Below are 21,664 nucleotides of genomic sequence, written 5' to 3'. Positions count from 1 at the left end.
TCGCAAGAGGTCTACTGGGTTTTCAGGAAAAGGCAGGGCGGCTTGAAAGCTGCCCTGTGTCGTTATTTTTCTTTAGCGATGCGCCGATAAGCGGCAGCAAAGGCGGTAAGCGCCTGCGCACGGTGGCTGAGGCGGTTTTTTTCGTCCGTTGTCAGTTCGGCGGCGGTTTGCGTGTAGCCGTCCGGGATGAAGAGTGGATCGTAGCCGAAGCCGCCGTCGCCGCGCGGGGTGTCGGTGATGTGTCCGTGCCACAGCCCTTCTGCGATGAGCGGCAGCGGGTCGTCGGCGTGGCGCAGGTAAACGATGAGGCAGGCGTAGTAAGCGCGACGGTCGCCGTAATCGGCAAGGGCGGCGAGCAGTTTGCGGTTGTTGCCGGCGTCGCCTTCGCCGCTGTAGCGCGCCGAGTAGATACCGGGCGCGCCGCCGAGCGCCGGTACGCACAGGCCGGAGTCGTCGGCAATGGCGGGCAGGCCGCTGATGGCGGCGGCATGGCGTGCCTTGATGAGGGCGTTTTCGATGAAGGTCGTGCCGGTTTCCGCAACTTCTCCGATGCCGAAATCGCTTTGCGGTTGGATATGGATGCCGCTGGCAGCAAGGATAGCGCCGAGTTCGCGGATTTTTTTGCCGTTGTTGCTGGCAAGCACGATGCGGTTTTTCATAGCCCCAGCGCCTGTTTCTGTATGTCCATAATCTCGCGGATGCCTTGCTGGGCGAGCTGCATCATTGCCTGCATTTCTTCGGGGCGGAAGGCGTGACCTTCGGCGGTGCCCTGCACTTCGATGAAGCCGCCGCCGTCGTTCATGACGATGTTCATGTCCGTCTCGGCTTCGCTGTCCTCACTGTATTCGAGGTCGAGCAGCGGTGTGCCGCGATAGATGCCGACCGAGACGGCGGCTATCTGGCCGTGCAACGGGTTCTGTTTGAGTTTGCCGCGCTGGATGAGGGTGCGGATGGCGTCAGCAAGTGCCACGAAACCGCCGCTGATGGCGGCGGTGCGGGTGCCACCGTCGGCTTGCAGCACGTCGCAGTCGATGGTGATGGCGCGTTCGCCGAGGGCGGTGAGATCCACGGCAGCGCGCAGTGAGCGGCCGATAAGGCGCTGGATTTCCACGGTGCGCCCTTGCTGTTTGCCGCGAGCGGCTTCGCGTACGGTGCGCTCATGGGTAGCACGCGGCAGCATGCCGTATTCGGCGGTGACCCAGCCCTGGTTTTTGCCGCGCAGGAAGGGCGGGAGTTTTTCATCTACGCTGGCGGTGCAGAGGACGTGGGTGTCGCCGCAGCGGATGAGCGCCGAGCCTTCGGCATGTTTGTTGACACCGCGCTCAATGGTGATGGGGCGGAGTTGGTCGGGGCGACGGTTGCTTGCGCGCATGATGATTCCTTGGTTTTGTTAGCGGGCGGGCATTATGCGGCGCGGCTGCTGATGTGAGAAGCCCCCCGCCCCACCGGGGGCCTGGTTTTCAGGGGCGTTTTTTCGGGTTGGCCTTGTGTATCGCGCGGCCTTCCACGGCGAGGGCGGCTTCGTGGATGGCTTCGGCCAGTGTTGGGTGGGCGTGCATGGTGCAGGCGATGTCTTCGCTTGCCGCGTAGTATTCCATTGCCACGGCGAGTTCGTGGATGAGTTCGGAGGCGTTCGGGCCGATGATATGCGCGCCGAGGATTTCATCCGTGTTGCTGTCGCAGAGGATTTTCACGAAGCCTTCCGCTGCGCCGAGGGCTTTGGCGCGGCCGTTCGCAGCGAAGGGGAAGTCGCCTTTTTGGTAGTCGATACCTGCCGCTTTGAGTTGTTCTTCGTTTTGTCCCAGCCATGCCATTTCCGGGTGGGTGTAGATGATGGCGGGGATGAGGTCGTAGCGGATGTGACCCGCCTGGCCGTCAATGATTTCGGCGACCATCACGCCTTCTTCGCTGGCTTTGTGCGCGAGCATGGCACCGCGCACGCAGTCGCCGATGGCGTACACGCCGGGTTCGGCGGTGGCGCAGTGTTCGTCCACTTCGATGTAGCCGCGCGCATCCAGGGTGACTTTGCAACCTGCACCGATGACGCCGACGGTATTGGGTTTGCGGCCGACGGCAACGAGCAGTTTGTTCACGCTGAGTTGTTGTTCGCCGTTTTTGTCCTGGTAGGTGACGGTCACTTGGCCGCCCTGGACTTCGGCTTTGCTGACTTTGGCGCCGAGGCGGATGTCGAGACCCTGTTTTTTGAGGTGTTTTTGGGCTTCGCGCGCGAGTTGGCGGTCGGCCATCGGCAGGAGGTCGTCCACGGCTTCGAGGATGGTAACTTCCGCACCGGCGGCACGCCAGACGCTGCCGAGTTCGAGGCCGATGACGCCTGCACCGATGATGCCGAGGTGTTCGGGCACGGCGGTGAGCGACAGGGCTTCGTTGGAGCTGATGATGTGGGTGCCGTCCATTTTGGCGACGGGGATGTCCACCGGCACAGAGCCGACGGCGAGGATGACGGCTTTTGTCGCCTGGGTTTGGCTGACGCTGCCGTCAGCGGCGGTGATGGCGACGGTTTTGCCGGCGAGGAGTTGTCCGCGTCCTTGCAGCCAGTCGATGCCGTTCGCTTTGAAGAGTTGGGCAATGCCGCCGGTGAGTTGTTTGACGATGTCGTCTTTGCGGGCAATCATCGTGGCCACATCGAGGGTGGCGGTGCCGGTGCCGATACCGTGTGCGGCGCTGTCGTACTGGATTTTTTCGTAGAAGGCAGTGCTTTCCAACAGGGCTTTGGACGGGATGCAGCCGACGTTCAGGCAGGTGCCGCCGAGGGTCGCAGCGGTTTCGACGCAGGCGGTTTTGTAGCCAAGCTGGGCGGCGCGGATGGCGGCAACGTAGCCACCGGGGCCGCCGCCGATGACGATGATGTCGTAGGTTGGGTTCATGGGTGTTGTCCTTAGGTTTTGGGAGAGGGGGTGGTTGCCGCAAGTCCAGGTTTTATCCCGCTTGGCGGGTGGTTGGTATCAGTAGCATTGCAAGACCAGCCAGCTTTTGTCGAAGACGCGGGCGGCGAGGTCGTCTTTGCGTATCCACAGGTAGAGGCGACCGCTGTCGCCCCACATCATGTTGCAGTTGTCTTCGTCGGAATCGATTTGCAGCAGCAGCTCCCAGTCGGCAGCGCCGGGCGCCAGCGCTTTGCCGCGTTCGCTTTCGTAGGCGGCGCTGTCGCCGCAGTATTCGCCGTGGCTGACCAGTTGGCATTCGAGTTCCATATCGCCCTGGATGTTGTCGGAATGGCCGAGCAGTTTGTGGCGGATGTCTTCGTTCCAGGTTTCCCAGTATTCCCACCAGGCGTCGCTTTCTTCGTCTGTCCAGTCGTAATCGCGCACCAGCCAGCTTGACCAGTTGGGAATTTCCGCCCGGCTGGCGAAGCTGAGGCTGGCGGCGGGGAAGGTGTAATCGCTGCTGGGGGCGGGACGCGCTTGCAGGGCAGTGGGGTCGCCGTCGTAATAGAGGACTTTGAAACCGCTTTTGTCTCTGGGATCGAAGCCCCAGTTTTCAGCTTCGCAGTCGTAGAAAAGGTAGAGGATGCCGCTGGCAGGCAGGCGGTCATCATGATCATGGGGTTTGCTATCGGCAAAGTTGATTTGCGCGATGAAACTGAGCGGGGTTTTGCCGTTGTAGGGCCAGTCGATATGCGGCGGTAGGTCCGGGTCGCCGCCGAGGCGGGAGGCGCCAAGCGGGATGTGCCCGGCCTTATGGGTGGTGAGGGTGATGGCGTTGCGCACCAGCGGTTTGACGGTTTGCCAGTAGTGGTGCAGGCCGTGGGCGCTGAGGGTTTGTTCGAGGGTTGTGGTCATGGCGGTTCCTCTGTTTTGGGTGAATTTTGTTCGGCAAGCGGCGGGAAGCCAGTGTTTATGCCGCTTTGCGGTTCCAGTGTTTACACCGCTTGACGGGGCAAGTGGTGGGCTAAAGCCCACCCTACGGGAAGCCAGTAGTTATATCGCTTGGCGGGGGATTTGATTTTTATCACCCTTCCGCCCTGCGGGCACCTTCCCCCGTAAACGGGGGAAGGGCTTTCTGTTTGAGGGGTAAGCGGCGGGCTGAAGCCCGCCCTACGGTTTGTCCTGCGTTTATAGTCCCAGCACGAGGCGGGTCGGGTCTTCGATGTGCTGTTTGATTTCGACAAGGAAGCCGACGGCTTCGCGGCCATCGATGATGCAGTGGTCGTAGGACAGCGCGATGTACATCATCGGCGCGATGACGACCTGGCCGTTTTCAGCGATGGGGCGTTCGACGATGTTGTGCATGCCGAGGATGCCGCTTTGTGGCGGGTTGATGATGGGGGTGGACATCATCGAGCCGAAGGTGCCGCCGTTGGTGATGGTGAAGGTGCCGCCGGTCATTTCTTCGATGGTGAGGCTGCCGTCTTTGGCTTTGCCCGCGTAGTCAATGATTTGTTGTTCGATGTCGGCAAAGCCCATGTGTTCGGCGTTTCTCAGGATGGGGACGACGAGGCCGCGCGGCGAGGAGACGGCGATGCCGATGTCGCAGTAGTTGTGGTAGATGATGTCGTCGCCGTCGATGGAGGCGTTTACCGCCGGGTATTTTTTCAGCGCGGCAACGGCGGCTTTGACGAAGAAGGACATGAAGCCGAGTTTGACGCCGTTTTTGGCGACGAAGGCGTCCTGGTGGGTTTTGCGCAGTTTCATGACGGCGGCCATGTTCACTTCGTTGAAGGTGGTGAGCATGGCGGCGTTATGCTGGGCGTCGAGCAGGCGTTCGGCGATGCGTTTGCGCAGGCGGGTCATCGGTACGCGTTCTTCGTGGCGGCGACTGCCACCGACGAGGTGCTGGCGGATGTCGGCTTTGGTGATGCGGCCACCTTTGCCGCTGCCTGCCACGTCGCCTGCGGCCACGCTGTTTTCAGCGGCGATTTTGCGCGCGGCGGGACTCAGGGTTTTGTCGTCGGTGGGGGTGGCGGCTTTGGCGGCAGCCGGGGTGCTGGCAGCGGCAACCGGAGCGGCTGCGGCGGGGGCATCGGCTATTTCGCCTTCTTCGATGTAGGCGATGGTGTCGCCGCTGGTGACGGTGGTGCCGTCCTGGGCGAGGATTTGTTTGAGGATACCGCTTACCGGTGCGGGCAATTCGAGGACAACTTTGTCGGTTTCGAGGTCAACGAGGTTTTCGCCGATGTGCACGGGGTCGCCGGGTTTTTTGGTCCAGTTGATGAGGGTGGCGTCGGCGACGGATTCGGGCAGGGCGGGTACGGTTATGGCTGTGGTCATGGGGTTCCTCACGGGGTTTCGGGGATATCGAGGGCTTCGCGCACGAGCGCGGCTTGTTCGGCATTGTGCATTTTCAGGTAGCCGGCGGCGGTGGAGGCAGAGGCGGCACGGCCGATGTACTGCAGTTTTTTGTTTGCCGGCAGGGCGGGGGCAAGCCATTCGTAGATTTGCCGCCACGCGCCCTGGTTACGCGGTTCTTCCTGGCACCAGATGATGTCGGCACTGGTGTAGGGCGCCAGCTGTGCTGCGAGTTCTGCCTCCGGGAAGGGGTAGAGTTGTTCGAGGCGCAGGATGGCGATGTCGTTGATGTTTTCGTCGCGGCGTTTTTGCAGGAGGTCGTAATAGACTTTGCCGCTGCACAGGATGACGCGGCGGATTTTGTCTGCCGCCTTGAGGGTGTCCTTCTCGCCGATGACGGGCTGGAAGTGGCCTTCGGCCAGTTCGCTCAGGTCGCTGACGGCGAGTTTGTGGCGCAAGAGGGATTTGGGCGAGATGGCGATGAGCGGTTTGCGGAAGCGGCGCAGAACCTGGCGGCGCAGCAGGTGGAAGATTTGCGCGGGCGTAGTCGGTACGCAGACTTGCACGTTGTTATCGGCGCAGAGTTGCAGGTAGCGCTCGATGCGGGCGGAGGAGTGTTCCGGGCCTTGTCCTTCGTAGCCGTGCGGCAGCAGCATGGTGAGGCCGCTGTAGCGGCCCCATTTGGCCTCGCCGGAGGTGATGAACTGGTCGATGATGACTTGCGCACCGTTGGCGAAGTCGCCGAACTGGGCTTCCCAGATGGTGAGGCCTTGCGGCTCGGCGGTGCTGTAGCCGTATTCGAAGCCGAGCACGGCGCATTCGGAGAGGATGGAGTCGATGATGCGCACGTTCGGCTGGCCGTCGTAGAGGTGGGCGAGCGGGGTGTAGCTGTCGCCGGTGGTTTGGTCGTGGATGACGGCATGGCGGTGCGAGAAGGTGCCGCGCCCGCAGTCTTCGCCGGAAACGCGCACGCTGTAACGCTGTTCGAGCAGGCTGGCATAGGCGAGGTTTTCGGCAGCGCCCCAGTCAAGCGGCGCTTTGCCGCGTACCATGTCAAGGCGGGCCGCCATGAGTTTTTCGACGATGGGGTGCGGCACGAAGTCGCCGGGCAGGGTGTAGATTTTTTCGCCGAGTCGGGTCAGCGCTTCTCGCGGATAGGCGGTGTTGACGGGCGCGTTCCAGTCCTGGTTAGAAAGGGCTTTCCAGGCGAGGCGCAGCGGGTCGTCGGCGCGGCGCGGCAGGCTGCGGGTGACGGCTTCGCCCGCTTCAAGGCGCGCGCGGTAGTCGTCTTGCAGTTTTTCGTAGTCGCCCGCCGCTATCACGCCTTCTGCGATGAGATGGTCGGCATAGACTTTGGCCGGCACGTCGTGGGCGCGGATTTTTTTGTACATCATCGGCTGGGTGGCTGATGGTTCATCCGCTTCGTTGTGGCCGAGGCGGCGGTAGCAGACGATGTCGATAAAGATGTCTTTATGGAAGGTGCGCAGGTAGTCCACGGCGATTTCGCCGGCAAAGGCCAACGCTTCGGGATCGTCACCGTTGACGTGCAGCACGGGTGCCTGGATGAGTTTGGCGGCATCCGAGCAGTACATGGCCGAGCGGGTGTCGAGCGGGTTCGAGGTGGTGAAGCCGATCTGGTTGTTGACGATGATGTGCAGGGTGCCACCGACGCGGTAGCCGCGTACTTGCGAGAGCTGCAGGGTTTCGAGGTTCACGCCCTGCCCGGCAAAGGCAGCGTCGCCGTGAATCTGGATGGGCACGGCGTAGTTGTCGGCGAAGAGGTGATCGGCCTGGCGTTCTTCCTGGGCACGCTCGATGCGGGCGCGCATGGAGCCCTGCATGACGGGGTTCACAAATTCGAGGTGCGAGGGGTTGTAGGCAAGGGTCAGGTCAACGAGGCCGCCAGCGGTTTCGACGCTGGACGAGAAGCCCATGTGGTATTTGACGTCGCCGCTGCGCCCGCCCTGCGGCGTGTATTTGCCTTCGAATTCGTCGAAGAGGTCAGCGGGACGTTTGCCGAGGATGTTGATCAGCATGTTGAGGCGGCCACGGTGTGCCATCGCAATGCCGATTTCTTTGCTGCCGCTGGCGCCGAGACGGTTAATCAGGGTTTCGGTGAGCGGGATGAGGCCATCACCGCCTTCCAGCGAGAAGCGTTTTTGCCCGACGAAACGTTTGTGCAGGTATTTTTCCAAACCGTCGGCGGCGACGAGTTGTTGCAGGAAGGCGTGTTTTTCTTCGTCGCTGTAGCCGTAGCCGTTTACCGCTTTTTCCAGGCGCTCTTGCAGCCAGCGGCGTTCTTCGGTGGTGTGGATGTGCAAAATCTCTGCACCGATGTGGTGTTTATACGTCTTGTCAAGGTAGGCGATGATGTCGCGCAGGGTCATGTCACCGCTGAACAGCGTGCCGGTATTAAAGGTGCGGTCAAGGTCAGCGTCAGTCAGGCCGTGCCAGCGGTAATCAATATCCGGCACTTCACGGCGCGGGCGCAGGTGAATCGGGCAGAGGTCGGCGGCCTGGTGGCCACGCGTGCGGTAGCCGGAAATCAGCCCCAGCACGGCAACCTGTTTCGCAATCGCTTCAGGGTCGGCTTCACCGCCCGGCAGGTCGGGCAAATCAGCCATCGCCTCAAAGCGCTCCTGCACTGGCAGACGCGGTTTCTCGTTACTGGCGCCGGCGCGGATGCCGTCGAAATACGCACGCCACTCGGCAGCGACGCTGTCCGGCGCGTCCAGATATTGCTCGTACAACGCCTCAATATAAGCGGCATTACCGCCGCTGAGTTGGCTGGTGGCGCGTTGTGTCTGGTAATTTCCCATGTGTGTTCCCCGTGTAATCTGAATATCAGGCAAGCGTTATAATACGCACTGTTATGGTTAATAACAACGTTAAATCACAGCAAAACCACACAAAGCCACAGGAATATCCCGGCGGCAAGTGGTGCTTTTTTCACAGGATTCAGCTTTATGTCTCGCGAAAAATACACCGGCGGCGTGCATGCCGTGCGGCAGCTACTCGATGATGGCGCGGTACGTCGCCTTTTCGTCGCCGATAACAAGAAATCGAAAAATGTCGCCGCGCTGGTCGCCGATGCCCGGGCGTGCCACGTGCCGGTGGAAACCGTCGCCTTCTACGAAATTGACATGATGCTGCCCGGCGTGCGCCATCAAGGCATCGCCGCCCTCAGCGAAAGCCAGGAGCAGGCAGCAAACTGGCAGGATGCGGTAGCGGGCATCGACAAGCCGCTTATCCTTGTGCTGGATAGCATCCAGGACCCGCACAACCTTGGCGCTTGCCTGCGTAGCGCGCTCGCCGCCGGTGTGCACGCGGTGCTGATTCCGAACAACCGTGCCGCCGACATCACCCCGGCAGTGGCAAAAGTCGCCTGCGGCGCGGCGGATGTGCTGCCCATATATAAAGTCAGCAACCTGCGCCGCGAAGTGGAAGCGATGCAGCATCAAGGCATCTGGGTAGTCGGCGGTGCGGGCGAAGCGGCGCAGACCATTTATGCCACCGACCTTAACCTGCCGCTCGCCATCATCGTCGGCAATGAAGCAGAAGGCATCCGCCACGGTCTGCGCGAACAGTGCGATTTCCTCGCCCGCATCCCGATTGATGCGGCGATGGAAAGCCTGAATGTTTCTGTCGCTTGCGGCGTAATGCTGTTTGAAGCGCGCCGCCAGCGGCTGTTTGCCGGATGAGGATTTGGCCTTAGAGCGTGTTCATAGTCTTCGTAGCAGGACTCCCAAGAAAGCCAAAACTACCATTTGCAGACTGGTACTCACACTGGATCACCCTGACAGGAGGCTTGATCCGGTCATGTCCGGAGTGCTGTTGGCCTACATCAAGGAGAAGCTGCTCAAATCAAGATGAAGAGATTGATCGCTTGCGCGGCAAGATTAGGCGCTGTCACGCCAAGCGTAAACAACGTGGATTGGTAAATCATAAGTAATGGAGGTTTGCAGCCTGCTTCGGTGGGCTGCCTTTGCGGAGGACAAGATGAAAAGTTTGAACAGGGTTGAATTGATTGGCCACTTGGGCGGCGACCCCAATATACGTTATTCCCAAAAAGGCGATCCGGTCACTTCGTTTTCTATTGCCACATCAGATTCCTGGACGGATCAGCAAACCGGACAGAAGCGTGAAAAACCGAGTGGCACCGTTTGGTGGCATTCGGCAAGATGGCGGAAATCATCGGTCAGTATTGCAAGTCCGGCCACCGCCTGTGGATTGAGGGAAAACTGGAAACCAGCAAGTACACGGATCCAGAAGGCATAACGCGTTACAGCACGCAAATCATTGTTAATGACCTGATTTTCCTGAACAGTGCGGACAAAAATCAGGGGAATGGACAGCAGCAACGCCCTGCTGCCCAGTCACGCCCGCCACAGCCGCCGCAGCATCCGGCGGCACGATGCGGGATAGTGGCGGGACAAATCAGCAGGATTGCGGGGAATTTGACGATGACATCCCTTCTGATCCTGCACTGCAATCAAACAATCTCCAAACGAAACCCCAATGCCTTGATTACCCGAAACAAGGTATCTGCGCTGGGATTACCGTCGGCAGAAAGTGCTTTATACAGGTTCTGCCGCGTCAGGCCGGTTTTTTCGGCTACATCGGTCATCTTTTTGGCACGCGCCACGTCCCCCAAGGCTTTTTGCAGACCTTTCAGGCCGTTTTCTTCATAGGAAATCTGCAAATGCAGGCGGTAATGTGCTTCGTCTTTCAGCAATTCCGCCACGTCATAGGGCGTGATTTCGCAGTCTTCTTTTGCAATTACAATTCCATCTTCATACTTCATCGTTTTTCCTATACCAGCAATTCCAAATCTGCATCCAGCGCCGCAGACAAATGTTTCCATACTTTCAGCGAATCTTCTTTTTTACCGGTTTCGATCTCGGACAAGTATGCCTGCGAAATTCCAGCAGCCTGCGCCAGATCCTGCGCAGAAAATCCGCGACATTCACGCTACATCCGCAACTTGTTCTCGCTACAAAACAACCTGTTCACAAAGTCAGCAGGGAAAACTTCATCTGTTCTTGACAGTATCAGTGCATCAAAGCTCGACTTTTCCAAAATGACGTACTCAATTATTGCCACAAGATGAAGTGGATTTTTTCATGATGGGTAACCTCAAGGCGTTTCTCTATATTCGGCAAGAAGCGGAAAAAGGTGCCGGGTATGGCAGGGAAGTCATGGAAGGGACGGCACGACAAGGCGGTACAAAATTTATGCGTGGCTTTCGGTCAGTTCTGCCGGTTGCTGGACAACTTGCACACGGGCGGTGCATTGCGGGTCAGTATGCGCAAGATCATATGTGGATTGCATTCTCAACCAGAATTCTGCTTGGCTATTGAATGCTTTTTCTATTCTTAATGCGACTTGCGGGCTGATGCCTCGTCTTTCGTTAACAATTTCTGATAAGGCCGCACGTGGCATATCAAGCACTTTTGCAACTTCTGTGATGGTCAAACCCAAAGGCTCAAGGCACATTGTTTTCAAGACTAGTCCTGGATGGGCGGGGTTTTTCATTTTCATGGATATTCTCCAGTCAGTGATAATCGAGATAATCAACGATGTAGGCACTACCACCCTCGAAACGGAAGAACAATCGCCAATTCGCGTTAACCTTGACACTCCAAAAGCCATCAAGATTATGTTTCAGTGGATACAGATCTGCGCCGGGCAGTGCCATTTGCTCTATGGCTTCTGCTTCATTCAATGCTGTCAGCAAAACCCTCAGTTTCTGTCGGTGTTCCGGTTGAATGCCGCTGGCCTCGTCTTTGAGGAAGAAGCGTTTGAGTCCCTTGTGGGCGAAGCTCTTAATCACTGTAAATCCTTGGATTATTTATATATTGTATCGCGTAGCGATACGCAAGTCATTTTTTTGTTGAAGCGCCTGCAAACGGGAAGAAGAGAAAGATATACTTTGTCCATCGCAGCACACAAAGCCGCGGTCAGGATTGGAAGCCCGCTATTCAGCAAGCGCTATTTTTGTGCCCCTTTGCAATGGCAGTGTGCGTGGGAGAACCTTCGGGTTCGCCGTTTCTTGTTGAGCGGTAGTTCCAATCCCATGTACGCTGTCGCCCTCGATTGGAACCGAGACGGCAGTCATCCGCTCATACGAAAGGAGACTGCCATGTCTGCATCTACTACGGTGGTGCTCGAATGCACCAATTCCGCCGAATTCTACCGCGCCATCGATTGCGTCAAAGCCCTGAATGAAGTGCTTGGCATCGTGGCCGATCACCCCAGCCGCCAGCCATCCCCCGACAACCTTTGCATCCTGCACACCCTGCTGGGCGATTTTTGGGCCAGAATCCTTGATGGTGTCGAGGAAATCGAGGTCGTGGACCACGGCGACGAAGAAAATCCCCAGCGCGGTTTCATCCTTGATGACGACGAGGACGCAGAAGCCTGTGAACTGCTGGGAATTGACGACATCAAGGGCATCCTGATCGATGCCGCCAAGCGCCACGCCGCCGATTCGTCGCTAACCAGTGACCGCACTTACAGCAAGGGTTTGACCGCTCATGAATTTGTCTTGGGCGACACCCACCGCCCGATCCGCATTGACCTGAATCTCAACAGCCACGACTCGCACGGTGCCGTTGATATTGCCCTACTGACTGGCGCGGCACATATCTCCATCACCCTCTTCCGCCGGGCAGAGAGTCCGGCCAAATACTTGAAAGACTGGCTGGCGGCTTCCCTGCGCATCATCACCAAACACGAACCGGATGCTTGGGCAGGCACGCAAAACCATTCGTGCAAAGGGGTGCTCGCCAGCCTGTACCGTGCCGGAGAGGCTGAATCACCCGTTGTTGTGCCGGATAGCACCGTCAAACAGGCATCCCGCCTCATGCGATCCGGTAACTGACGATGTTCATGCAAGGCGCAGCAGACCCCAAACAGCCGTACACCTACGCTGACTTTGACTACAACGACATCTATCATGTGCCGGTCAAGGCAGACGGCAGTGTCTATCCCGCTTGGCGAGATGACGGGATACAATACCTTGAATAAGCAAGTCACCCTGAGCGTTAAACACACCACATTTCCCCAAACGAAAAAAGAGACAACCCCATGCCATCCCCTAAATTACGCGCCAAACTGCAAGCCGCCTATCAGGATTTGCCGCTGCAAAACGGAATCCTGCGTTGCCTGCAACCTGCTGAAATCAGCGGCGAAAATGCCAAATACATGAAAATGTACGACTGGATGGGCCGCTGGTACGACTTCGGCGAACAATGGATAGGGCGGATTAAATACGGCAACAGCGTCATCACCACGCGCCGAGCCCTGATGCGCGAACTGGAATGGCGGCAGGACGCCACAGCCCTTTACGTTTCCATCGGCACCGGTATCGACCTGAATTACCTGCCTGCGGATATCGACATTGCCACCCTGGACATTACCGGCCTTGACCTGTCGCTCGGCATGCTGCGCCGTTGTCAGCGGGTCTGGCAGAAAAAAGCACCGGGACTGGATTTGGTGCACGCCAATGCCGAAACCCTCCCCTTCTGGGATAACGGTTTCGATATCGTCTTTCACGTTGGCGGCATCAACTTTTTCAACGACAAAGCGCGCGCCATCCGGGAAATGCTGCGCGTCGCCAAGCCCGGCAGCAAAATCATGATTGCTGACGAAACCAGCGATTTCATCGACCAGCAATATAAAAAAAGCAGCTTCACCCGCCGCTACTTTGCCGATACCCACTTTGATCTGGGCGAAATAGAAAACAGCATCCCGGCTGATGTGGTTGAGCGGCGCACCCAGCTGCTGTGGGATAACCGCTTCTACTGCATCACTTTCCGCAAACCCTGCTAAAAACCACCACACCGCCGCCGCCCTCCTCGCCGCCTGCACCAAAGCACGCACGCTGCACAGTCGTAAACAGGACTGGGCCAACGCCGTATCAGCCCATTGGGGATGCCTATAAAATAGCCATCCCCACCCATCTCCCCACCACCCCTTGAAACTCATCCACACCGCCGACTGGCACCTTGGCCGCGCCCTCTACGGCCGCAAACGTTACGACGAACAGGGCGCCTTTCTCGACTGGCTGCTCGCCACCCTCAGCGCAGAACACGCCGACGCCCTCATCATCGCAGGCGACATCTTCGACAGCGGCAACCCGCCGAACCGCGCCCAGGCGCTCTACTACGACTTCCTCTGCCGCGCCGCCGCGACAACCTGCCGCCACATCATCATCACCGCCGGCAACCACGACTCCCCCACCTTCCTTGATGCCCCGCGCGAACTCCTGCGCGCCCTCAACATCCACATCATCGGCAGTGCAGGCAGCCCGGTGGACGAAACCCTGCTGCTGCGCGCCCCCGATGGCAGCGTCGAAGCCATCTGCTGCGCCGTACCCTACCTGCGCGAACGCGACATCCGCAGCGTTGACGCCGGCGAAAGCGGCGACGACAAAGCGCGCAAACTGCTCGAAGGCATCCGCGCCCACTACGCGGCGACCATAGCCCACGCCGAAACCCTGCGCGCCACCCACGGCGCGGACATCCCGCTTATCGCGACCGGCCACCTCTTTGCCGCCGGCGGCAGCACCACCGACGGCGACGGCACACGCGACCTCTACATCGGCAGCCTCGCCCACGTTCCCGCCGATGCCTTCCCCGCCACCATCGACTACCTCGCCCTCGGCCACCTGCACCGCCCGCAAACCGTCGGCGGCGACCCGACCCGCCGCTACAGCGGCGCACCACTAGCCTTCGGCTTCGGCGAAGCCGGACAAGAAAAAAGCCTTACCCTCGTCACCTTTGCCGGCCGCCGCCCGCACATCAGCACCCTCGCCATCCCCTGCTGGCAAACCCTCGTCCGCATCCACGGTGACTGGCCGGCCATCAAAAACCGCCTGCACGACCTCGCCGCCAGCACCGCCCCCGTCTGGCTGGAAATCGAATACGACGGCGCCGAACACATCGCCGACCTGCGCGAACGCCTGCAACAACAAACCGAGGGCACCCTGCTCGACATCCTGCGCATCAAAAACAACCGCATCACCGCGCGCGTCCTCGCCCAGGACCACGCCGCCGAACGCCTTGACGACCTCGATCCCAACGACGTCTTCAGCCGCTGCCTCGACGCCCACAACATTCCCGCAGAACAGCGCCCCGACCTGCACGCCGCCTACCGGCAAATCCTCACCGACATCCGCGAAGCCGACAACAACGCCGAATAACCCTTCTCCAAAGCCCACCCCATGCGCATCGAACACATCCGCCTGCACAACCTCAACTCCCTCGTCGGCACCTGGGAAATCGACCTCACCGCCCCCGCCTACCGCGACGACAACCTCTACGCCATCACCGGCCCGACCGGTGCGGGCAAAACCACCATCCTTGACGCCATCTGCCTCGCCCTCTATGGCCGTACCCCGCGCCTCGCCCGCATCAACAAAAACACGAACGACATCATGAGCCGCCACACCGGCACCTGCTTCGCCGAAGCCACCATCGCCGTGCATGACCGCCGCTACCGCTGCTACTGGAGCCAGCACCGCGCCCGTCGCCGCGCCGACGGCGAACTGCAAAACCCCAAACACGAAATCGCCGACGCCACGAGCGGCCAACTCCTCGCCAGCAGCCTCAAAACCACCGCCGCCACCATCGAACAACTCACCGGCATGGACTACAGCCGCTTCACCCGCGCCATGCTCCTCGCCCAGGGCGAATTTGCCGCCTACCTGCAAGCCACACCGGACGAACGCGCGCCGCTGCTCGAACAAATCACCGGCACCGCTATCTACAGCCAACTCTCCATCCGCGCCCACGAAAACTACAAAGCCGCGCGCGACACCCTAAACACCCTGCAAGCCGAAACCGCCGGCATCACCCTGCTCACTGCCGACGAAACCGCCGCCCTCGAAGCCGAGCGGGACACCGCCCGACACGCAGCCGCCACCCTCGCCACGACACAACAACAAACCGCCGCCGCCCTCGCCTGGCTGGCCGACATCGCCCGCTTGCGCGCCGAACACGCTGCCCTGCGCGACAAAGCCGCCCAACTCGCCGCAGAAGCCGCCGCCTTCGCCCCCGAACGCGCCCGCCTCGAACGCGCCAACCGTGCCGCTACCCTCGACGCCGCCTACACCCACCTCAACACCCTGCGCCAACAACAACACGACGACGAACACAACCTCGCCACCCTCAGCGCTGCCCTGCCCGGCCAACAAAGCGCGCTTGCCGCCGCCGACACCGCCCTGGCCAGCGTCCAGGCCGCCCTTGCTGCCGCGAGACAACAACACGACGCCAACCAGCCACACTGGCAGAACATGCGCGCCTACGACCAGCGCCTCGCCGACCAGCAACACAACCTGTGCGAACACGAACAGCGCGTCGCCACAACCCAAGCCGACCTCACCAACGCTGCCGCGCGCCACAGCACCCTGCAACAACAGCACGACGACGAAACCCGGCAGCTCACCGCCTGCGCCGCCTGGCTTGACATTCACGCCGCCGACGCCGCCCTCGCCCGCGACCTCGACACCATCACCCTGCGCGTCCAGGACCTCGCCGCCCAACAAAAACAAAACGACGAAACCGCTGCCCATACCCGCGACACCCTCGCCCGACACCAAAAAAACGAACGCGCCCTCGCCGCCGCTGAAACCGCCTGCCAAAAAACCGCCGCCCACGCTGCCACCCTCGCCGCCGCTCACGACCACGTCAGCAAACACCTCACACAACACCTCGCCGGACGCAGCCTGCGCGACTACCGCGCCGACAAAGACCGGCTTGCCGCCCAACTCGCCGCTGCGCAAAACATCGCCGACCTCGCCACCCGTCGCGCCCAACTGCACGACGGCGAACCCTGCCCGCTGTGTGGCGCGACCGAACACCCCTACACCCACGGCCACACCCCGCAGCCGGACAGCCTCCGCGCCCAATACGACGCGCTCAACCGCTACATCACCGAGGCAGAAACCTGCGAAAACGAAGAACACAACGCCGCCAGCGCTGCCCGGGCCGCCGCACAAAACGCCACTGCCGCCGCACACAACCGCGACCTCGCCGCGCAAAACCACGCCAACAGCCGCGCCAACCACGACGCCGCCTGCCAACAACAAAAACAAAGCGACGAGGCCCTCGCTACCGCCCGAGCTGCCCTAGCCCAACAACTCGCGCCCTACACCCCCACCACGGCGGCAACACCGTACAACCCCGACGACCCCGCCGCCATCCTGAAAACCCTGCGCCAACGCCTGCACGACTGGCAAACCCACACAAAAAAACACACCGACCTCCAACAACAACACGCCGCCACTAGCGCTGACCTCAGCGGCAGCCGGGCCACCCTCGACGCCTGCCAAAGCGCCCACGCCCAAGCCGTCGCCCAACACAACACCGCCCTCACTACCTGGCAGCACACCCAAAACGAACGCCGCGCCCACTACGGCACACGCGACCCCGACGCCGAAGCCCGCGCCGCGCAACACACCATAACCCGCAGCGAACACGACGCCCAACGCGCCCAAACCGTCCGCCAACAAGCGCACGACACCCTGCGCGACAGCGAAACCCGCCTCCACGACCTGCGCCAACGCCTCGCACAAAACAGCGCCGCCATCAGCGAAGCCGCCGCCCAATTCCAAAAAGACAGCGAAGCGGCGGGCATCATCGCAGATACCAGCGCACAAAACGTAGGGTGGGCTTTAGCCCACCAAACAGAAGCTACACCAAGCGACGCCCGCACAGAAAAACCCCCTCTCCCGCTTGCGGGAGAGGGCGGGGGTGAGGGCATCTCGCGCAGCGAGACCCAGCCCTCTCCCGCCGAAACCGCCTACCTCGCTGCCCGCCTGCCCGCCGCTGCCCGCGCCCAACTCGCCGCCCGCGCCGCCGACCTCGACCGCCGCCAACAAGACAACCACAGCCGCCTGCACGACCGCGCCGCCCGCCTCGACGCCACCCTTGCCCAGGCACTGACCGACGAAGACGAAAGCACCCTGCGCGAACGCGAGGAAACCGCACGCGCCCAACAGCAGACTCACGACCAAACCATCGCCACCATCAACTACCGCCTTGCAGAAAACCAAAAAGCCCACGCCGCCCTGCGCGACAAACAGGCGGCCATCGCCGCCCAACAAGCCGAAACCCGCCGCTGGCAGGCGCTGCACGACCTCATCGGCTCGGCAGACGGCAAAAAATACCGCAACTTCGCGCAAGGCCTCACCTTCGCCAGCGTCATCGCCCACGCCAACCGCCAACTGGCGCGGATGAACGACCGCTACCTGCTCACCCACGACCCCGCGCGCCCGCTCGAACTCGACATCATCGACAACTACCAGGGCGGCGAAACCCGCACCACCAAAAACCTCTCCGGCGGCGAAACCTTCCTCGTCAGCCTTGCCCTCGCCCTCGGCCTCTCGCATATGGCGGGGGAAAACATCCGCATTGACACCCTCTTCCTCGACGAAGGCTTCGGCACCCTCGACGAAGAAACCCTGGAAAGCGCCCTCGACACCCTGAGCGCCCTGCGCGCGGACGGCAAACACATCGGCGTCATCTCGCACATCGCGGCACTGACCGAACGCATCCCGACACAAATCCGCATCACCCCCGAACAGGGCGGCAGAAGCCGCATCGACGGCCCCGGCTGCCGCCGTGGCGACTGACTGCCTATCGGCACCCGCCAAGTGGGCATAGGTATCCACCCACCTCGTAGCGAGAGAAAATCTTTTTAAAAACAGCGGATAATCCCTTCTCCCGCTTGCGGGAGGAGGGGCTCCCATGAAAAAAATGCCTGCATTTTTTTCATGGGTACCCGGGAGCTGTCGCGAAGCGACGGAGGAGGGCAAAAAACGCCCGTCTGTCCCGCTTGACGAGATTCGTCCTGCGGACGAACACCCTCACCCCGACCCCTCTCCCGCAAACGGGCGAGGGATTTCTCTTTGTTTTTCAGCTATTGAGATAGGTAGATACCTATGGCCAAGCGGGATAAATGCTGGATTCTGCGACAATCGTCAAGCGAGACAAATACCAAGATTGCGCGTCAGCGCAACATCCCTTCCCCCATGGGGGAAGGTCAGGATGGGGGCAGCCAATAGACCTCTTGCGAAAATATTCATCCCATCGCATTAACCAGTCCTGCAATCAGATTTGCCCTTAACCCGAACCGTTTCCGCCTGTTGCGGTAAGGCAGCGACAATATTTTGAATATCTTCAGTTTCCTGTTGATGTGCTCGACGACGGTTCTGAGTTTGCCTAACAGCCTGTTCGCCTCTTTATCCTGTTTGTTCAGCGGATGATGTTTGGATTTCTTTTTTGGGGTCTGCAATCCGGTTTTAGCTAATCCTTGGTAACCCTTATCCGCAATGACTATTTTGTAGGGATAAAGCTCTGTAAGGTGCCTCTTGGCTAAACGCATGTCATGCTGAGCACCCATCCCCGTCCGGATGCTGATGATTTTTTCAGTTTCTCTGCCGTATATGACCTGGATTTTAACCGTGTGCCGCTTTTTCTTGCCGCTGTAATACTGCCGCTGTTTTTTTGGGACGTTCAATTGGGCTTTCGGTCACGTCAATGATGACCGTTTGATCGCCCGGATTCTTGTGTTTTGGCAGGGAAAAGCGTTTGCAACGGATGAGGGCGTCCTCGGTTTTACGGATGGTACGGCAGACATTACTTTCGGAAAGGCCGTAGATGGCGGCCAATTCGAGTTGGGTATGGTAATGACGCAGATAGCTTAGGGTAAGCAGCAGTTGGTCTGCCAAGCTGAGCGTATGCGGCCTGCCTGACTTGATCTTCCGGCTTTCTGCTTCTGTGGTAACTTGCAGCATCTCGTGAAAAAGGACGGGCGTTACACCTGTGAGCCGTTTGAATTCGCTATTGCTTCTTTGGATGAGGTTTTCGTATTTCATTTGGGAATTGTAAATCTTCAGGATACTTTCGCAAGAGGTCTAATAAACGGATGAAGCTGCAAACTGCCAAGCGGGGTAAAACCTGTCTTCTTGAGCAACCCGCCTAGCGAGATAAACGCCAGAATTGCGCGCCAGCGCAATATCCCTTCCCCCCGTGGGGGAAGGTCAGGATGGGGGCAGCCAATACAACGGGCGAAGCCGCAAAACCGCCAAGCGGGACAAATACTGGATTCTTGGGCCACCGTCAGGCCGTTCAGGCGCGCGGTTTTCAGGCCTGCTGCGAATGCAGGGCGCGGTAGCAGGGTTCGATGGTGCGGCTGATCATCAGCAGTTGTTGCCAGAGGTGGCTGTGTTGTTCTTGCGGGTCGTTTTCATCCGGGCGCAGGCGGTCGAGTTCGGTGCGGATGTGCTCGTGCCGCTTCTGGTAGTCGGCTACGGTGAGGGTGTCGAGTTGTTCGAGCAGGTCGGCGATGTCTTCGCCCAAGTGGTAGTAGGCGGTTAGCAGCGAGTCGCTATCTATGCCGCTTGTTTGTTGTCCCTGTTCTTTCTCCTCCGCTAGCGGAGAGCTTTTGGGTTTGCGGTAGGCGCCGAGCGCCGAGATGTAGGCGAGGAGGGTGTAGTTGAGGTTGAGCAGGTTGAAGGCGTTGTCGAGCTGATTTGCGTATTTGCGCGGTTCGCTGCTGATGTCGGAGACGGTGCTGCCGAGCTGGGCGGCGTTTTCGTGCGCGACGCGGCGGATGCTGCGGTAGGCGACGTCGTCGCTGCCGCCCGCTTGTAGTTGGCCGAGGATATGACGCAGGTAGGCGGCGTCGCTTTTGATGGCGGTTCGCGCGGTGTTGTCCAGGGTCAGGTAGCGCCAGTCCGGCCAGAGGTAGGTGACGGCGGTCCAGGAGATAGCGACGCCGATGAGGGTGTCGATGATGCGCAGCGGGATGGCGGCGGTGAGGTCGTAGCCTGCCAGTGAGAAGCTGGTGAAGGCCTGGATGGTGATGAAGAGGGTGGAGATGCTGTATTTGCGGTTGCGGTAGTAGAAGAAGAGGGTGGTGCTCGCGATGATGAGCCACAGTTTGGTGGCGACCGTCGGGGTGAAGAGCGGCGCGACGGAGCCGATGATGACGCCGAGGATGGTGCCGAGGACGCGCTGGTTGACGCGGCTTTTGGTCGCCGAGTAGTTCGGCTGGCAGACGAAGATGGCGGTGAGCAGGATCCAGTAGCCGAGTTCGAGGTGCAGTGCGGCGACGATGGCGCAGCAGGTGAGGACGACGAGGCTGAGGCGCACGGCATGGCGGTAGGCGGGCGAGCGGAAGCTGAGGTGGTGGCGCAGGGCGGGCAGGATTTCGCGCAGGCTTGGTTCCTGGCGGGCGGCGATGGTGCTGTCGGCGTTGTCTTCTTGCACCGTGTCGAGGTGGGCGAGCTGGTAGTTGATGCTGCGCAGGTTATCGAGCAGGCGGGTAAGCGGGCGGCGCGCGGGGTCTTGCGCGAGGTGGTATTGCAGGGATTGGCGCAAGCCGTCGCTGTCGCGTTCGAGGCGGGCGTCGCTGTGGTAGGCGCTGTTTTGGTGCAAGGCGGTCGCGATGTCACGACAGGCTTGTGCCTGGCGTTCGATGAGGTGCCAGAGTCGGTAAGGCAGGTCGCTGTGTTTGTGTTTTTCCGCGAGTTCGCGGTAGTCGATGTGCGCCGAGCTGATGCGTTCGTGGATGTCTTGGGCGGCAAAGTAGTAGCGCAGCATCCGTGCGGTGCGCGGGTGGCGGTGCTGGCCGCGCATCCGGTAGTAAAGGGTGCTGCGGCACTGGTTGAAGGCCTGGATGAGGGCGGTGTTCGCGCGCGAGAGTTGGGTTTGCCGCCCGCCGTAGTCGTGGTCGTCCGGGTCGAAGTAGCAGGCCTTGGCGTCAATGTAGTCGGCAAGCGCGGCGTAGGCGGCAGCCATGTTTTCCTGCACCTGGCGGTGCGGGAAGGCGAGTTGCACGATGAGCGCGCCGCCGCCGTAAATGAGGGCGCCGGCAAGGATGAAGAGCGGGTTCGCATACCACGGCTGGGCGGCGTTGTAGGCAAGCGTGGTGTAGATGGCGACGGTCAGCCCGCCGAAGGCGATGGTACGGTAACGCAGCCCGGCGGCCCCCATGTAGGTGAGGGTGAAGGTCATCAGCAGCATGGCGGTGATGTAGGCGACGGTGTGGTTGAGGGTAAGCTGCACGGTGAGCGAGGTGGCGGCAAAGGCGGCGAGGACGATGCCGAGGTCTTTGATGCGCCCGCGCAGGCGGTTATCGAGGTCGGCAAGGCCGCCGGCGATGACGCCGAGGATGAGCGGCATGGCGTAATGCGGGATGTTGAGCGTCCAGATGATGAGAGCGGCAGCGCTGATGCTGAGGATGACGGGCAGGGTCGAAATGAGGTTGGCATTGGGCAGGGGGATTTTCACGGGGCGGTGCGATGGTGGTGATTGGGCGCGGGATTGTATAAGCGCGACAGCGGGTTGGCTACCGCCCTAGGGAAACGTGCCTATTCCCCGGCCCCGCTATACAATGCGGGTACACCA

At 60.4% G+C, this 21,664-nt stretch carries 18 protein-coding genes and 1 pseudogene; 7 read left to right on the top strand and 12 right to left on the bottom strand.

The features are described 5' to 3' along the window. Window positions 1-62: 62 nt before the first annotated feature. From rdgB to DY250_RS06105, 6 genes are all read right to left on the bottom strand, one after another. Window positions 63-659, bottom strand: a complete 597-nt coding sequence (gene rdgB, locus DY250_RS06130; RefSeq protein ID WP_115611527.1) for an RdgB/HAM1 family non-canonical purine NTP pyrophosphatase — start codon at window positions 657-659, stop codon at window positions 63-65. Continuing rightward, a complete protein-coding gene (gene rph / locus DY250_RS06125; RefSeq protein WP_115611526.1) occupies window positions 656-1,372 on the bottom strand; it encodes a ribonuclease PH in 717 nt (238 codons plus the stop codon). The genes rdgB and rph overlap by 4 nt, the downstream gene beginning before the upstream one ends. Before the next feature lie 88 nt (window positions 1,373-1,460). Further along, window positions 1,461-2,885, bottom strand: a complete 1,425-nt coding sequence (lpdA, locus tag DY250_RS06120) for a dihydrolipoyl dehydrogenase (protein WP_115611525.1) — start codon at window positions 2,883-2,885, stop codon at window positions 1,461-1,463. A gap of 78 nt (window positions 2,886-2,963) precedes the next feature. Continuing rightward, the gene (locus DY250_RS06115; protein WP_115611524.1) at window positions 2,964-3,800 is read right to left on the bottom strand and encodes a YwqG family protein; all 837 of its coding nucleotides are present in this window, start codon (window positions 3,798-3,800) and stop codon (window positions 2,964-2,966) included. 273 nt (window positions 3,801-4,073) lie between these two features. Further along, on the bottom strand, window positions 4,074-5,228 hold the full coding sequence (gene odhB / locus DY250_RS06110) for a 2-oxoglutarate dehydrogenase complex dihydrolipoyllysine-residue succinyltransferase (RefSeq protein WP_115611523.1): 1,155 nt from the start codon (window positions 5,226-5,228) through the stop codon (window positions 4,074-4,076). 8 nt (window positions 5,229-5,236) lie between these two features. Continuing rightward, complete coding sequence (locus DY250_RS06105) at window positions 5,237-8,065, bottom strand: 2-oxoglutarate dehydrogenase E1 component (protein WP_115611522.1); 2,829 nt, start codon at window positions 8,063-8,065, stop codon at window positions 5,237-5,239. Window positions 8,066-8,212: 147 nt separating this feature from the next. On the opposite strand from DY250_RS06105, the gene rlmB reads away from it, so the two are divergent. Both rlmB and ssb read left to right on the top strand, forming a co-directional pair. Then, a complete protein-coding gene (gene rlmB / locus DY250_RS06100; protein ID WP_115611521.1) occupies window positions 8,213-8,947 on the top strand; it encodes a 23S rRNA (guanosine(2251)-2'-O)-methyltransferase RlmB in 735 nt (244 codons plus the stop codon). A gap of 250 nt (window positions 8,948-9,197) precedes the next feature. After that, a pseudogene (ssb, locus tag DY250_RS15095) lies at window positions 9,198-9,505 on the top strand (single-stranded DNA-binding protein); the annotation flags it as partial. Between the two features lie 233 nt (window positions 9,506-9,738). Here ssb and DY250_RS14545 read toward each other — a convergent pair. From DY250_RS14545 to DY250_RS06070, 4 genes are all read right to left on the bottom strand, one after another. Further along, window positions 9,739-10,110, bottom strand: a complete 372-nt coding sequence (locus DY250_RS14545; protein ID WP_245951049.1) for an addiction module antidote protein — start codon at window positions 10,108-10,110, stop codon at window positions 9,739-9,741. Beyond that, on the bottom strand, window positions 10,059-10,169 hold the full coding sequence (locus DY250_RS15090) for a hypothetical protein (RefSeq protein WP_376799550.1): 111 nt from the start codon (window positions 10,167-10,169) through the stop codon (window positions 10,059-10,061). The genes DY250_RS14545 and DY250_RS15090 overlap by 52 nt, the downstream gene beginning before the upstream one ends. Before the next feature lie 309 nt (window positions 10,170-10,478). Then, entirely contained in the window at window positions 10,479-10,787 is a 309-nt protein-coding gene (locus DY250_RS06075) for a HigA family addiction module antitoxin (RefSeq protein ID WP_115611517.1), read from the bottom strand. 13 nt (window positions 10,788-10,800) lie between these two features. Then, entirely contained in the window at window positions 10,801-11,079 is a 279-nt protein-coding gene (locus DY250_RS06070) for a type II toxin-antitoxin system RelE/ParE family toxin (RefSeq protein ID WP_115611516.1), read from the bottom strand. A gap of 309 nt (window positions 11,080-11,388) precedes the next feature. Here DY250_RS06070 and DY250_RS06065 point away from each other — a divergent pair, with 309 nt between their 5' ends. From DY250_RS06065 to DY250_RS06050, 5 genes are all read left to right on the top strand, one after another. Next, window positions 11,389-12,129 (top strand): hypothetical protein, encoded by a 741-nt coding sequence (locus tag DY250_RS06065; protein ID WP_147293467.1) that lies wholly within the window; start codon window positions 11,389-11,391, stop codon window positions 12,127-12,129. 2 nt (window positions 12,130-12,131) lie between these two features. Next, window positions 12,132-12,275: a hypothetical protein gene (locus DY250_RS13985; protein WP_172542236.1), complete on the top strand. Its 144-nt coding sequence runs from the start codon at window positions 12,132-12,134 to the stop codon at window positions 12,273-12,275. Window positions 12,276-12,335: 60 nt separating this feature from the next. Continuing rightward, the gene (locus tag DY250_RS06060; RefSeq protein ID WP_115611514.1) at window positions 12,336-13,079 is read left to right on the top strand and encodes a class I SAM-dependent methyltransferase; all 744 of its coding nucleotides are present in this window, start codon (window positions 12,336-12,338) and stop codon (window positions 13,077-13,079) included. A gap of 145 nt (window positions 13,080-13,224) precedes the next feature. After that, the gene (locus tag DY250_RS06055; protein ID WP_115611513.1) at window positions 13,225-14,451 is read left to right on the top strand and encodes an exonuclease SbcCD subunit D C-terminal domain-containing protein; all 1,227 of its coding nucleotides are present in this window, start codon (window positions 13,225-13,227) and stop codon (window positions 14,449-14,451) included. A gap of 21 nt (window positions 14,452-14,472) precedes the next feature. Then, the gene (locus tag DY250_RS06050; RefSeq protein ID WP_115611512.1) at window positions 14,473-17,883 is read left to right on the top strand and encodes an AAA family ATPase; all 3,411 of its coding nucleotides are present in this window, start codon (window positions 14,473-14,475) and stop codon (window positions 17,881-17,883) included. Window positions 17,884-18,332: 449 nt separating this feature from the next. Here DY250_RS06050 and DY250_RS06045 read toward each other — a convergent pair. Both DY250_RS06045 and yccS read right to left on the bottom strand, forming a co-directional pair. Continuing rightward, window positions 18,333-19,128 (bottom strand): IS5 family transposase gene (locus DY250_RS06045; RefSeq protein ID WP_115611511.1). Its coding sequence is split into 2 segments (ribosomal slippage): window positions 18,333-18,761 and window positions 18,763-19,128, totalling 795 coding nucleotides; the frame shifts between segments, so codons are not numbered across the junction. 268 nt (window positions 19,129-19,396) lie between these two features. After that, the gene (yccS, locus tag DY250_RS06040) at window positions 19,397-21,547 is read right to left on the bottom strand and encodes a YccS family putative transporter (protein WP_115611510.1); all 2,151 of its coding nucleotides are present in this window, start codon (window positions 21,545-21,547) and stop codon (window positions 19,397-19,399) included. Between the last annotated feature and the right edge of the window lie 117 nt (window positions 21,548-21,664).

The sequence above is a fragment of the Cardiobacterium valvarum genome, from assembly GCF_900460955.1.
Taxonomy (GTDB): Bacteria; Pseudomonadota; Gammaproteobacteria; order Cardiobacteriales; family Cardiobacteriaceae; genus Cardiobacterium; species Cardiobacterium valvarum.
This window is presented reverse-complemented; position numbering and strand designations above follow the sequence as displayed.